Genomic DNA, 12,160 nt, shown 5'->3' with positions numbered 1-12,160 from the left:
ACGGGAGCGGCACGGGCCCGGGGCGCGTGGTCTCCCTCGTGCCGTCGCTGACCGAGGCGGTCGCGGCGACCGCGCCCGGGCTGCTCGCGGGGGCCACCGACTGGTGCGCCCACCCGGAGGACCTTGAGGTCGCCCGGGTGGGCGGCACTAAGAACCCCGACGTGGCGCGGATCGTCGCGCTGCGCCCCGGCCTCGTGCTCGCCAACGAGGAGGAGAACCGGCGGCCCGACCTGGACGCGCTCAGGGCCGCGGGGCTCGACGTCCTGGTCACCCGGGTGCGCTCGCTGCCCGAGGCGTTCACCGAGCTGACCCGCGTGCTCGCCGCCTGCGGCCTGCCCGGGCCGCCGTGGCTTGAACGGGCCGAGGCGGCCTGGCGGGCCGCGGTCCCGGCCGACCGCGACCGGGCCGCCGTGGTGCCGGTGTGGCGGCGCCCGTGGATGGTGCTCGGCCGGGACACCTTCGCGGGCGACGTGCTGCGCCGGCTCGGCGTGCGCAACGTGTACGCGGACCACGCCGAACGCTATCCGCGCGTCCCGCTCGCGGAACTGACCGCACCGGGCCGCGCCGACCTCGTCGTCCTGCCCGACGAGCCGTACGCCTTCTCGGCCGACGACGGGCCCGAGGCGTTCCCCGGACTGCCCGCCGCCCTCGTCAGCGGCCGGCACCTCACCTGGTACGGACCCTCCCTGGCCGAGGCGCCCGCCGTGCTGGGCGCGGCGCTCGCCGCCGCGCGCTGACGCCCTGCCGGCGCTCAGCCGCCGGGCGGGCCGGCGGGCCCCGGCACCCCGGGCGAGCGGGCCGCCCCGGCGGTCGCGGCGCCGGTCAGGGCCCGCATGACCGCCACGTCGTGCGGACCGCCGCCCGCCTCCGGGTGCCACTGCACGCCCAGCACGAGGCCGCCGGGAACGGGCAGTTCGACCGCCTCGACCGTGCCGTCCGGCGCGAAGGCGGACGCGACCAGGCCGTGGCCGAGCACGTCGACCGCCTGGTGGTGGTAGGCGGTCACGGCGAACGGCCCGGGCAGCACCGCGGCGAGCGACGTTCCGGCGACGGGCCGCACCTCGTGCTCGGTGAAGACGCCGGGCGGCCCGGCGTGGCCGTCGACGTGCTGGCGCAGGCTGCCGCCGAGCGCCACGTTCAGCAACTGCATGCCCCGGCACACCCCGAGCAGGGGCAGCCGCCGGTCGAGCGCCGCCTCGATCAGGGCCAGCTCCCAGCGGTCCCGCTCCGGCGCGGGCGGGCCGGTGCGCGGATCGCGCGCCGCGCCGTAGCAGGCCGGGTCGACGTCGGGGCCGCCCGCGATCACCAGCCCGTCGAGCCGGGTCACCGCGGCCACCGCCGCGGGCGCCTCGTCCGGCGGCAGCAGGACCGCGAGGCCGCCCGCGCGCCGCACCAGCCGGTGGTAGCCGGCCGGCAGCAGTGCCGCCGAGTCGTGCCACACCCCCCAGCGGACAGAATCCTCCAGATAGGTGCTGACGCCGATCAAGGGTGGTCGCACTCCCGCTCCCCTCGGTCATCGCAGGCCGCCGGTATGCCGGGCGGCTCCGGTCGGCCGGAGCCGCCTGACGCCTCGCCTGACGCCTCCGGCGCCGTGGCCGCCGGACGGTGAGCCGACTGTAGAAGGCGACGGGGCCGATGGCCACCACGCGCGCACCCGGCGCCCGCGCCCGCGCGCGTGGTGGCGCGCGGTCCGCCCGCGACGGCTCCGGTGCTGCCCGGTGCGGCCCGGGGCGGCCCCGCCGCGGCCCAACTCCCCGCAGGCGGTGGCATTCCGGGCACCCGGCGCGCGCCCGCGCCCGCCGGCGGAACCCCCTGGCCGACGGGGAGGTGGCCGGGACGGCCCCGGTGTGAGAAGTTTCCGTCTGTGAGCGCAACGACTCCGCCCGGGTGGTACTCCGACCCGAGCCACACCGGCCAGGGGCCCGCACCGGAACGCTGGTGGGACGGCTCCGCGTGGACCGATCACACCCGCGAGGCCGGGACGAATCCCGCCGTCCCCGCGACCGCGCCGGGCAGCACGCCGCCCGGCGCGGCGCCGTTCCCGCCCGGCGGGACGCCCGGCGCGCCGCCCCCGCCGCCGTTCGCCCCGCGGGCCACGGCCCGCCGGGGCCCGCGGGCCGGCATCGTCGTCGGCGGCCTCGCGCTCGCCGCCGCGCTCGTGGCCGGGGCGCTGGTCCTGCCGGGCGACGGGGACGGCCGGCCCGCGGGCGTGGGCGCCCTCGCCGAGGGGGACGAGGAGTCGGGGGACGACGCCCGCGAGGGCGGCTCGCACACCGAGGCCGCGCCCGGGGGCGTCGCCCTGCCGCTCCTCGACGGCTGGGAGGAGATGGGGCAGGACGGCGGCGCCGCCGTCGGCATCGGCCCCCACCCCTGCCCGGGCGGCGGGACCGCCACCTGCCTGCGCGCCGGCGTGAGCCTGGGCTTCATACCCGGGGCCGCGAACGTCCCGCCCGAGGAGTACGTGCGGGCCGACATCGGCGCGGCCGAGAGCGCCTCGTACGGCGAGGACACCTACGGGGCCATCACCGAGCGGGAGGAAGTGCTCGCCGAGGCCGCCACGTTCGCCGGGCAGGACGGATACCGCGTCCGCACCCGCATCGAAACGGCCTCGGGCACCGCCGCCCACGTCGAGTCCGCGGCCTTCCCCGCGCCCGACGGCAGCGGCGGGCTCGTCGTCATCCGCGCCGGCTTCGACATCGGGGACGAGGCGCCGCCGCCCGAGGACATCGACCGCGTCGTCCTCGGCGTGCGGGCCGCCGCGCCCGGGGCAGGTACCGAAGTCTGAGCAGGCACACGTAAAGTGACCGAGTCGATCGTGCACAGGTGACCAGCGGGCAGCCGGGCGGCCGGGGAGTGTGGGGATGAGCACCGAGCAGGGACCGCGGTCTTCACCACTGCCGCCCCTGACGCCCCCGGCTGTCCCGCCCCGGCGCCCCGCGCCCCCGAGAGCCGCGCGCTTCCCGCGCCCGGCCGCGCCCCCGCACCCGGTCGCCCCGCCCCGCCCCGCCGCGGCGCCCCGTTCGGCGCCGCGGCCCCCGGGACACCCGCCGGCCGCCGGCGAGCCGCCACCGGTGCCCCCGCACGTGCCGCCGCCCGCGGCGCGCCCGCGCCGCCGGGCCGGCGCGCTGCTGCGTGCCGCCACCGCCCACGCCTCGTCCCGGCTGGCCGCCGCCCTCGTGCTCGGCGTGCTCGGCACCGGGCTGCTCGGCGGCGCGGCGGCGGGCACCTGGCTGGCGGGCGGGGACGACCGCACGGCGGCGGAGGTCGCGTTCGACGCGCGCCGCGGGCTGTGGCGCGAGGTGCCCGTGGACGAGCTGTTCCCGCCCGAGATCACCGGCGAGGGCGCGGGACCCGGCGGCGCCGACCGGCGCTGGGTGCGCGTCGCCGTCGCCCCCGACAGCACCTGCGCCGAGGCGTTCGATCCCCTGCTCTCCGAAGTCCTCGCCGCCGTCGGCTGCCACCGGCTCCTGCGCGCCACCTACACCGACGAGACGGAGACCTCGGTGACCACGGTGGGCCTGCTGTTCACCGAGGCCGACGCCGGCGCCATGGCGGCGCTCGACGCCAGGCTCACCGACGAGGAACTGGCCGCGCGCCCCGACCTGCTGCCGCTGCCCTACGCCGCCCCCGGCACCGCCGCCGAGGACTTCGGCCCCCGGCAGCGCGCCAGCTGGACCATCGGCGTCGTGCCGGGACTGCCCGTCGTCGCCTGGGGGGTCTCGGGATTCGCCGACGGCCGGGTGTACGGCACCCCCGAGCCCGCCGCCGCGGCCACCGCGGAGGGCCACGACAGCACCGCGGCCCTCGCAGGACTCGGCCACGACGCCCGCGGCCTGACCGGCCACGTCGAGGAGCGGCTCGTGACCACCGCGGAACGGTACGCGGAGGAGCCGCGGTGACCGGCGGGTCCCGCGCGCGCGGCGCCCTGGCCCTGGCCTGTGTGCTGGCCGTCGCGCCGCTGCCCGCGACGGCGGCCCGCGCCGACTCGATACGCGACCAGCAGCAGTGGGCCCTGGACGCCATCAACGCGCCCGCCGCCTGGCAGACGACCCGGGGCCACGGCGTCACCGTCGCCGTGCTCGACACCGGCGTCGACCCCACCCACCCCGACCTGGCCGGCGCGGTGCGCCGGGGCACGGACTTCGTCGGCATGGGCGCCGAGCCCGGCGACCCGGAGTGGGCCGCGCACGGCACGGCCATGGCCGGCATCATCGCCGGCCGCGGCCACGGCGCGGGCCGCGACTCGGGCATCATCGGCGTCGCCCCCGAGGCCACCGTGCTGCCCGTCCGCGTGCTGCTCGAAGACGACGACCCGCAGCGGGACGAGGCCCGGGAGGCGCGTTCCGGCGCGCTCGCCGACGGCATCAGGTGGGCCGCCGACCAGGGCGCCGACGTCATCAACCTCTCCCTGGGCGACGACAGCGAGTCCGCCCACCCCGACCCGGCCGAGGACGCCGCCGTCCGCTACGCCCTCGCCCGGGGCGCGGTCGTCGTCGCCTCGGCCGGCAACGGCGGCGAACGCGGCGACCCCGTCTCCTACCCGGCCGGCTACCCCGGCGTCATCGCGGTCGCCGCGGTGGACCGCGGCGGACGCCCCGCGGAGTTCTCCACGCGCCGCTGGTACGCCACCGTCTGCGCGCCGGGCAAGGACGTGATCGTCGCGGACCCCGACCGCGAGTACTACACCGGCTGGGGAACGTCCGCCGCCGCCGCGTTCGTCTCCGGCTCCGCCGCCCTGCTGCTCGCCGCCCACCCGGAACTGACCCCGGCCCAGGTGCGCGACCTGCTCGCGAGCACCGCGCAGGACCCGCCGCGCGAGGGCCGCAACGACGCCATCGGCAGCGGAACGGTCGACCCGGCCGCCGCGATCGAGGCCGCCGCCGGACTCACCGGCCGGCCCCTGGAACCGGCCGCGGGCCCGCACGGCGCCGAGTACTTCGGCCCCGGCCCGCGCGAGGAGGCCGCCGGCTCCGGCGGCACGGCCTGGCTCGCGCCGGTCTCCGGCGGCATCGGCGTGCTGCTGCTCGGCGCCTCGGGCGCGCTGCTCACCGGGCGGATCGCCCGCCGGCGGGGCGGGCTCAGACCTCCGGCCGCGCGGCCGGGCCATCCGCCGCGGTGAGCGACGCCACGGCGGCCTCCGCCGCCGCCTCGACCGCCGCGATGCCCTCCTCGCGCGTCGCGTGCCCGTCGGACACCACGGCCACCAGGTAGTCCCGGCCGCCCGCGGTGACCCGGCCGATGCTGTTGATGTCCCACAGCTCGGTGCCGGTCCGCGGCAGCCAGCCGTTCTTCAGCTCGAACGCGCCGTCGGCCGCCGCGGAGACCCCCCACCGCTGGCCGTCCACGACGCCGCCCATCAGGTCGCGGATGTAGGCGCGCGAGGCCGGGGCGAGCGCGGACCGCTCACCGAATATCGCGCGCAGCAGCGCCACCTGGTCCTTGCTCGTGGTCTGGGTGAGGCCCCAGTGCCCCCCGGCGCCCCCGGTGGTGGCGGCCAGGCCGAGCCGCCGGTTGGCCGTGTCGAGGCCCGCGGCGCCGCCTATGGACAGCCACAGCGCGTCGGTCGCCTCGTTGTCGCTGTTCCGGATCATCACCTCGGCCCGCGACCGCTCCGCCGGGGTCAACGCGCGCCCCGCGTCCTGCGCCTGGAGCAGCAGCGCCGCCAGGATGTCGACCTTGACGATGCTCGCGGTGTCGAACCGCTCGTCGCCGAACGACGCGCCCCGCCCGCCCGCGAGCGGCTGCACCGAGACGGAGATCCGCGCCGGGCCGCCGGCGAGCAGCGGGCCCATGGCCTCGGCGAGCACGAAGTCGGGGCCGGAGCGCGGCGCCAGCAGGCTCCGCGAGGTGCCGCCCGGTCCTGGGGACGCCGGCCGGAGGGCGGCGTCCGGCACCGCGTCGCCCGGCGCGGCGTCGTCCACCGGCCGCGGCAGGTCCTCAGGACCCCGCGGCGGCGGGCCCGCGTCCCCGGCGACGGTGATGGCGAGCAGCGTGGTCGCGAGCGCCGTGTGCACCACCAGGGCAGGGCGGAAACGCCGCGGCAGATTCATGACGGCACGTTATCTCGCACGCCCTTGCGAGTCAGCGCCGGTCGCATGAAGAACGCGTAACGGTGCCCACCGCCCCGGGAGGGCCCCCCGCACGCGGCGCGCGGCCCTCGCATACCCTCGTCGGGTGGCGCTCAAGAACATCCCGCGACCGGCGTTCGCCGACGACGACGGAACGGCCGACCCGGCCCTGCGGCGGGCACTCGCCGCATACGCCCGCGACCGGGCGGCCGAGCCGGCCGTCCTGGCCGCGCTGGCCGGCGCCCGGCTGCTCGTGCCCGTGGTCGCGGTGCTCGGCGAGGCCGAGACCGGCCCGGACGGGCTGCGCAGGGAGAAGAGCAGCGACATGGCCGTGCTCACCCTTGAGGTCCCCGACGGCAGGCGGGCCCTGCCGGTCTTCACCTCAACGGACTCCCTCGCCCGGTGGCGCGAGGACGCGCGCCCCGTCGCCGTCACCGTGCGGCAGGCCCTGTCGGCGGCCGTCCAGGAGGGCGCGGGAGCGCTCGTGCTCGATCTCGCGGGCCCGGTCACCTACACCCTGGCGGGACCCGCGCTGCGCACGGTGGCCGCCGACGGCGGCCCCGCCGTGGGCCCGGACGTCGAACGCGCCGTGCACGACGTGCTCGCGGCGGAACCGGCGGTCGTGGCCGCCCGCCTCGTGCCCGGCGGTGACGCGGACGGCACTCTGGCCCTCGTGCTCGACGCGCGGGCGCCCGCGGAGGAGACCGTCGGCGGCCTCGCCCGCGCCCTGGCCGCGCACGAGGTGCTGCGCACGCGCCTGGTCCGCGGCCTGCGCATCGCCCTGCTGCCGCCGGGGAGCGAGGTCCCCGGGGGGCCGACCTACCGGCGCTGAGGCGCCGCGCGCCACCCGGATGGCGCGAGCCGGGATGCACCGGCGCCCGGCCGGGGCCCAGACTGCGACCAGGACGCACGACAGGCACAGGAGGGCGCTCATGTCCGCGGAGACAGAACCGCAACCGCTCGCGGCGGAATTCCTCGGCACGCTGGTCCTCGTCTTCTTCGCCGTCGGTTCCGCGGTACTGGCCGGCGAGTACATCGGCACGCTGGGCATAGCCCTGGCCTTCGGGCTCACCCTGGTCGCCCTCGTCTGGGCGCTCGGCCCGGTCTCGGGCGCGCACGTCAACCCGGCCGTGACGCTCGGCGTGCTGCTGTCGGGCCGGATGGGGCTGCGGACCGCGGGCCTGTACTGGGCGGCGCAGTTCCTGGGCGCCGTCGTCGGCGCCGCGCTGCTCTTCCTCGTCGCCCACCAGGTGCCGGGACTTGAGACGAGCGAGGCGTTCGGCACCAACGGCTACGGCGACAGGTCGGCGGTCGGCCTCTCGACCGGCGGCGCCTTCGTCGCGGAGGCGATGCTGGCGTTCCTGCTCGTCTTCGTGTGGCTCTCGGTCAGCCGCGGCCTGCTGCTCGAACGGCTCGACGGGCTGCCCGTCGGCCTGGCGCTCGGCGTCGTGCACCTCGTGGGCATTCCCCTGACCGGCGCCTCCCTCAACCCCGCGCGGAGCCTGGGGCCCGCGCTGTTCGCGGGCGGGGACGCGCTGGTGCAGCTGTGGCTGTTCATCCTGGCGCCCCTGGTCGGCGCGGCCCTCGGGGTGATCGCGCACCGGGTCGTCCACCCGCAGGAGGACGAGTGGCTCACCGAGCGTAAGGCCGGCAGGCGGGGGCGCGGGCCGGGCGGGGAGGCTAGCGGGGAAGCGGACCGGTGAACGCCTCGCCCGGGCCCGCGCCCGGCTCGTCCGGTACCGCGGACTCCTCGCGGAAGGCGAGCTGGAGCGACTTCAGGCCGTCCCGCAGGGGCGCGGCGTGCTGGGGGCCGAGGTCGGGCGCGCTGGCCGTGACCAGGCCGGCGAGCGCCGTGATCAGCTTGCGGGCCTCGTCCAGGTCCCGGTGCCGCTCGCCGTCCTCCGCCAGGCCGAGGCTGACCGCGGCCGAACTCATCAGGTGCACCGCGACCGTGGTGATCAGCTCGGCCGCCGGCACCTCCGCGATGTCGCGGGCCATGCCGCCGACGCGGTCGCCGTGCTCGCTGGGGTCGCTCATGCGGGCCAGCCTATGCGGCCCGCGGCGGCCCGCCGTTTCGGGGCCCGCGCCCGCGCGCCCCCCTTGTCCTGGTGTTGTACGATGGAAAGTGACCGGCCGGACATCCATGTGCCCGGCCCGCAAGTGGAGGCTCCGCGCTCCCACCTGATCGGCCTCGCGGCCGGCAGGTCTTCGGTCAGGCTGCGCCCCGCGATGAGCCGCGGTGGTGCTCCCGGTCTGTGGAGCCCCGCCCGCGTGCTGCCCGGGGCGTTTTTTCGACGCCGCGCGGCGGCGGTCCACATGATCTATTCCGGCACGGCTGTCCGCCAGGCATCCGTGCGGCGCCAACCGAGGAGGCCCCATCAGCGCCGAGCCCCGTATCAACGACCGGATTCGCGTCCCCGAGGTGCGACTCGTCGGTCCCAGCGGCGAGCAGGTCGGCATCGTGCCGCTTGCCAAGGCCCTGGAGCTTGCCCAGGAGTACGACCTGGACCTGGTCGAGGTGGCGGCGAACGCCCGCCCGCCGGTGTGCAAGCTCATGGACTACGGAAAGTTCAAGTACGAGTCGGCCATGAAGGCCCGTGAGGCGCGCAAGAACCAGGCGCACACGGTCATCAAGGAGATGAAGCTCCGGCCGAAGATCGATCCGCACGACTACGACACCAAGAAGGGTCACGTCGTCCGGTTCCTCAAGCAGGGGGACAAGGTCAAGATCACGATCATGTTCCGCGGTCGTGAGCAGTCCCGCCCGGAGCTGGGATACCGGCTGTTGCAGCGGCTCGCCGAGGATGTCCAGGACCTGGGCTTCGTTGAGTCCAACCCGAAGCAGGACGGGCGGAACATGATCATGGTTCTCGGTCCGCACAAGAAGAAGACCGAGGCCATGGCAGAGGCCAGGGAGGCCCAGGCCGCCCGCAAGGCCGAGCGCCAGCAGGGCAAGGCGTCCGCCTGAGCCGGACGCCGCCCCGCGGCACAGGAAAGCAAGACGACGAGGAGACACGGCGACATGCCGAAGAACAAGACGCACAGCGGTACCAGCAAGCGCTTCAAGGTGACTGGTTCCGGCAAGGTGATGCGCCAGCGCGCCGGTCGCCGCCACTACTTGGAGCACAAGTCGTCGACGCTGACCCGTCGCCTCGCCGGCACCACGGAGACGGCCCCGGCCGACGCCAAGAGGATCAAGAAGCTTCTCGGCATGTGAGCCGGGCGCGCCCGCCGGCACCCGGCGGCGCCGCCCGATCAGAAGGCCGGACCCCATCCGTTCCGGGCCGCGTGAGCACACCGCGGCCCCGCTACAAGGAGTACACACGTGGCACGCGTCAAGCGGGCAGTCAACGCCCACAAGAAGCGCCGGGCGATCCTGGAGCAGGCCAGCGGCTACCGCGGCCAGCGCTCCCGCCTGTACCGCAAGGCGAAGGAGCAGGTCACCCACTCCCTCGTCTACAACTACAACGACCGCAAGAAGCGCAAGGGCGACTTCCGGCAGCTGTGGATCCAGCGGATCAACGCCGCCGCCCGCGCCAACGGCATCACCTACAACCGGTTCATCCAGGGCCTGAAGGCCGCTGAGATCGAGGTGGACCGCAAGATGCTCGCCGACCTCGCGGTCAACGACCCGAACGCGTTCGCGGTGCTGGTGGAGACGGCCCAGAAGGCCCTTCCCAGCGACGTCAACGCCCCGAAGGCCGCCTGAGCCGACGGCAGGGGCGGGCCGTGCGCCCCGCCCGCCGTCCACCGGCGCGACCGGACCCGCAGGCTGTGCCTGCGGGTCCTCGTCTTCCCGGACGCCCCCCGCGCCTCCGCCGCGCTCCGCGTTCCGCCCGGATCGCGCCGCCTCCACCGTGCCGTTCGCGCCGTCGCTCCCGGCGCGCCCGCCGCCTACGCCCGCACCGGAAGTGAGCCGCCTGCCATGGGTCCTGCCGCCGAGCCCGTCTCCCCGCGCGCGGCGCGTGTCGCCGCGGCGCGCCGGCTGAGCCGGCGCAGCCTGCGGGGCAAGGAGCGCCGTTTCCTCGCCGAGGGGCCGCAGGCCGTCGGCGAGGCCGTCGCGCACAGGACCGACGGCGTCGGCACGCTGGTCGAGCTGTTCGCGACGCCGGAGGCCGCGGAACGGCACGCCGCCCTCGTCGACCAGGCGCGGGCCGCCGGCGCCCGGGTGCACCTGGCCAGCCCCGAGGCGGTCGCGGGCATCTCGCAGACCGTGACGCCGCAGGGGCTCGTCGGCGTATGCCGCTTCCTCGACCGGCCGCTGGCCGGCATCGTGGCCGCCCGGCCCCGGCTGGTCGCCGTGCTGGCGCACGTGCGCGACCCGGGCAACGCCGGCACGGTGCTGCGCTGCGCCGACGCCGCGGGCGCCGACGCCGTCGTCTTCACCGACGCCTCCGTCGACCTGTACAACCCCAAGGCGGTCCGCGCCTCGGTCGGCAGCCTCTTCCACCTCCCCGTCGCCGTCGGGGTGCCGGTGGCGGACGCGGTGCGCGAACTCGCCGCGGCGGGGGTGCGGGTGCTCGCCGCGGACGGCGCCGGCGACCGGGACCTGGACGCCGAGCTTGACGCGGGCACGATGGGCGGGCCCACCGCCTGGGTCTTCGGCAACGAGGCGTGGGGGCTGCCTGAGCCGACCAGGGCGCTCGCGGACGCCGTGGTGCGCGTGCCCATCCACGGCCAGGCCGAGAGCCTCAACCTCGCCACCGCGGCGGCCGTGTGCCTCTACGCCTCGGCGCGCGCCCAGCGGGCGCCGGGCGGGTGCCGGGCGCCCGCCCGGTGATTGCGCGTTCAACAGATGAGGCATGCTTCTCCCGGGCCCCGCGCCCGGCCGTCCCGCCCCGCGCGGCGCGGTGGGGCCCGGAAGGGCCAGGACGGACCCTAGTAGGCTGACGCTTCCCGGGGCCCGCGGAGACCGGGGAGGTAGCCCCATGGGAGAGGGGTGGACGGGGATGGACACCGCAGGCGGTGCCGGCCGGCTCGACATGCGGCCCGACGACCTTCCCGACGGACTGGTGATCGCCGACCGGCTCGGCCTGGTCACCTGCTTCAACGCCGAGGCCGCCCGGCTCACCGGGCACGCGGCGGCCGGAGCCCTGGGCCGGCCCGTCGAACGCGTGCTGCCCCTTGAGGACTTCGACGGCCGCCCCTGGTGGCGGCTGACCGACCCCTACGGCGGCCTGGCCACCCGGTCGGGACAGCCGGAGCGCAACCTGCTGCTGCCCGGCGGCCGCGAGGTGCTGGTCGCGGCGCGCTACGTGCGCACCCGGCCCGGAGGACCGGTGCGGCGCCTGGTCGTGACCCTCCGCGGCACGGACGCGCGCAGGCGCACCGAGCGCAGCAACGCGGAGCTGATCGCGACGGTCGCCCACGAACTGCGGTCCCCGCTCACCTCCGTGAAGGGGTTCACCGCGACGATGCTGGACAAGTGGGACCGCTTCACCGACGAGCAGAAGCGGCTGATGCTCCAGACCGTCGACGGCGACGCGGACCGCGTCACCCGCCTGATCACGGAACTGCTCGACGTCTCACGGATCGACTCCGGACGCCTTGAGATCCGCAGGCAGCCCGTGCGGCTCGACGAGGCCGTGCGCCGGCACGTGGAGACGATGGTCAACGGCGGCTGCGCGGCCGACCGGTTCGACCTGCGCATCCCCGAGCCGCTCCCGGGCCTGTGGGCCGATCCTGACAAGCTCGACCAGGTGCTCGGCAACCTGCTGGAGAACGCCGTGCGCCACGGCGGCGGTAGAGTCACCATCGAGATGGATCGCGTACCGCCCACCAGGACCCGTCAGGAAGGCATGGCCGTCACCGTGAGCGACGAAGGACCCGGCATCCCGGAAGAGGCGATGCAGCGGGTCTTCACGCGCTTCTGGCGGGGCAGCGACCGGGGCGGCACCGGGCTCGGGCTCTACATCGTCAAGGGCATCGTCGAGGCCCACGGCGGCACGGTCACCGTCGGGCGGTCGTCGGGCGGGGGCGCGCGCTTCCGATTTATCCTGCCCGCGGGCACCCCGGCCTTCCTCTCCTGAGCAGGGCCGCGAGCGCCCGGGGCAGGGACGGCGCCCGGGCTCACCGGCCCGGAGCGCGCCGCC

Annotated in this window: 14 protein-coding genes; 11 read left to right on the top strand and 3 right to left on the bottom strand. The window is 76.8% G+C overall.

All coding sequences use genetic code 11. From position 1 onward, the window contains the following. The first annotated feature begins 26 nt into the window (after positions 1 to 26). Positions 27 to 737 carry a helical backbone metal receptor gene (locus tag LC193_RS02480; RefSeq protein WP_226070968.1) on the top strand — a complete coding sequence of 237 codons (711 nt, stop codon included), beginning with the start codon at positions 27 to 29 and terminating at the stop codon, positions 735 to 737. 14 nt (positions 738 to 751) lie between these two features. Here LC193_RS02480 and LC193_RS02475 read toward each other — a convergent pair whose 3' ends face one another. Continuing rightward, positions 752 to 1,498 carry a gamma-glutamyl-gamma-aminobutyrate hydrolase family protein gene (locus tag LC193_RS02475; RefSeq protein ID WP_226070967.1) on the bottom strand — a complete coding sequence of 249 codons (747 nt, stop codon included), beginning with the start codon at positions 1,496 to 1,498 and terminating at the stop codon, positions 752 to 754. Between the two features lie 366 nt (positions 1,499 to 1,864). Between LC193_RS02475 and LC193_RS02470 the strand changes: the two genes are divergently transcribed. The 3 genes from LC193_RS02470 to mycP all read left to right on the top strand — a co-directional run bounded on the left by LC193_RS02470 (position 1,865) and on the right by mycP (position 5,119). Next, positions 1,865 to 2,785, top strand: coding sequence for a DUF2510 domain-containing protein (locus LC193_RS02470; protein WP_226070965.1), 921 nt, complete (start codon positions 1,865 to 1,867; stop codon positions 2,783 to 2,785). A 286-nt stretch (positions 2,786 to 3,071) separates the two neighbouring features. Then, a complete protein-coding gene (locus LC193_RS02465; RefSeq protein WP_226070957.1) occupies positions 3,072 to 3,899 on the top strand; it encodes a hypothetical protein in 828 nt (275 codons plus the stop codon). After that, positions 3,896 to 5,119: a type VII secretion-associated serine protease mycosin gene (mycP, locus tag LC193_RS02460; protein ID WP_226070955.1), complete on the top strand. Its 1,224-nt coding sequence runs from the start codon at positions 3,896 to 3,898 to the stop codon at positions 5,117 to 5,119. The genes LC193_RS02465 and mycP overlap by 4 nt, the downstream gene beginning before the upstream one ends. Here mycP and LC193_RS02455 read toward each other — a convergent pair. Beyond that, positions 5,079 to 6,050: a serine hydrolase gene (locus LC193_RS02455; RefSeq protein WP_226070954.1), complete on the bottom strand. Its 972-nt coding sequence runs from the start codon at positions 6,048 to 6,050 to the stop codon at positions 5,079 to 5,081. The two genes, mycP and LC193_RS02455, sit on opposite strands and share 41 nt — an antisense overlap. A 124-nt stretch (positions 6,051 to 6,174) precedes the next feature. Between LC193_RS02455 and LC193_RS02450 the strand changes: the two genes are divergently transcribed. Together LC193_RS02450 and LC193_RS02445 are read left to right on the top strand one after the other, a co-directional pair. Next, on the top strand, positions 6,175 to 6,900 hold the full coding sequence (locus LC193_RS02450) for an SseB family protein (RefSeq protein ID WP_226070952.1): 726 nt from the start codon (positions 6,175 to 6,177) through the stop codon (positions 6,898 to 6,900). A gap of 100 nt (positions 6,901 to 7,000) precedes the next feature. After that, positions 7,001 to 7,771 (top strand): MIP/aquaporin family protein, encoded by a 771-nt coding sequence (locus LC193_RS02445; RefSeq protein ID WP_226070950.1) that lies wholly within the window; start codon positions 7,001 to 7,003, stop codon positions 7,769 to 7,771. Here LC193_RS02445 and LC193_RS02440 read toward each other — a convergent pair. Next, on the bottom strand, positions 7,749 to 8,105 hold the full coding sequence (locus LC193_RS02440; protein ID WP_226070949.1) for a DUF1844 domain-containing protein: 357 nt from the start codon (positions 8,103 to 8,105) through the stop codon (positions 7,749 to 7,751). The genes LC193_RS02445 and LC193_RS02440 overlap by 23 nt on opposite strands. Before the next feature lie 298 nt (positions 8,106 to 8,403). On the opposite strand from LC193_RS02440, the gene infC reads away from it, so the two are divergent. The 5 genes from infC to LC193_RS02415 all read left to right on the top strand — a co-directional run bounded on the left by infC (position 8,404) and on the right by LC193_RS02415 (position 12,097). Further along, positions 8,404 to 9,036, top strand: coding sequence for a translation initiation factor IF-3 (gene infC / locus LC193_RS02435; protein WP_226078453.1), 633 nt, complete (start codon positions 8,404 to 8,406; stop codon positions 9,034 to 9,036). A 54-nt stretch (positions 9,037 to 9,090) separates the two neighbouring features. Further along, positions 9,091 to 9,285, top strand: a complete 195-nt coding sequence (gene rpmI, locus LC193_RS02430; RefSeq protein ID WP_086161503.1) for a 50S ribosomal protein L35 — start codon at positions 9,091 to 9,093, stop codon at positions 9,283 to 9,285. Between the two features lie 108 nt (positions 9,286 to 9,393). Continuing rightward, positions 9,394 to 9,777 (top strand): 50S ribosomal protein L20, encoded by a 384-nt coding sequence (gene rplT / locus LC193_RS02425; protein WP_086161504.1) that lies wholly within the window; start codon positions 9,394 to 9,396, stop codon positions 9,775 to 9,777. Positions 9,778 to 9,993: 216 nt separating this feature from the next. Beyond that, positions 9,994 to 10,848, top strand: coding sequence for a TrmH family RNA methyltransferase (locus tag LC193_RS02420; RefSeq protein WP_226070940.1), 855 nt, complete (start codon positions 9,994 to 9,996; stop codon positions 10,846 to 10,848). A 169-nt stretch (positions 10,849 to 11,017) separates the two neighbouring features. Next, on the top strand, positions 11,018 to 12,097 hold the full coding sequence (locus LC193_RS02415; protein ID WP_226070938.1) for a sensor histidine kinase: 1,080 nt from the start codon (positions 11,018 to 11,020) through the stop codon (positions 12,095 to 12,097). Positions 12,098 to 12,160 lie beyond the last annotated feature (63 nt).

Origin of the sequence: Streptomyces marincola (genome assembly GCF_020410765.1) — a bacterium.
GTDB lineage: Bacteria > Actinomycetota > Actinomycetes > Streptomycetales > Streptomycetaceae > Streptomyces > Streptomyces marincola.
The sequence above is the reverse complement of the archived record's forward strand: the minus strand, read 5'-3'. Positions and strand labels throughout refer to the sequence as shown.

What these genes read in the sequence shown, in the direction of transcription:
- LC193_RS02455 (WP_226070954.1), bottom strand. Translation starts at nt 6,050, where the DNA reads ATGAATCTGCCGCGGCGTTTCCGCCCTGCCCTGGTGGTGCACACGGCG.
- LC193_RS02445 (WP_226070950.1), top strand. Translation starts at nt 7,001, where the DNA reads ATGTCCGCGGAGACAGAACCGCAACCGCTCGCGGCGGAATTCCTCGGC.
- LC193_RS02440 (WP_226070949.1), bottom strand. Translation starts at nt 8,105, where the DNA reads ATGAGCGACCCCAGCGAGCACGGCGACCGCGTCGGCGGCATGGCCCGC.
- rpmI (WP_086161503.1), top strand. Translation starts at nt 9,091, where the DNA reads ATGCCGAAGAACAAGACGCACAGCGGTACCAGCAAGCGCTTCAAGGTG.
- LC193_RS02420 (WP_226070940.1), top strand. Translation starts at nt 9,994, where the DNA reads ATGGGTCCTGCCGCCGAGCCCGTCTCCCCGCGCGCGGCGCGTGTCGCC.
- LC193_RS02415 (WP_226070938.1), top strand. Translation starts at nt 11,018, where the DNA reads ATGGACACCGCAGGCGGTGCCGGCCGGCTCGACATGCGGCCCGACGAC.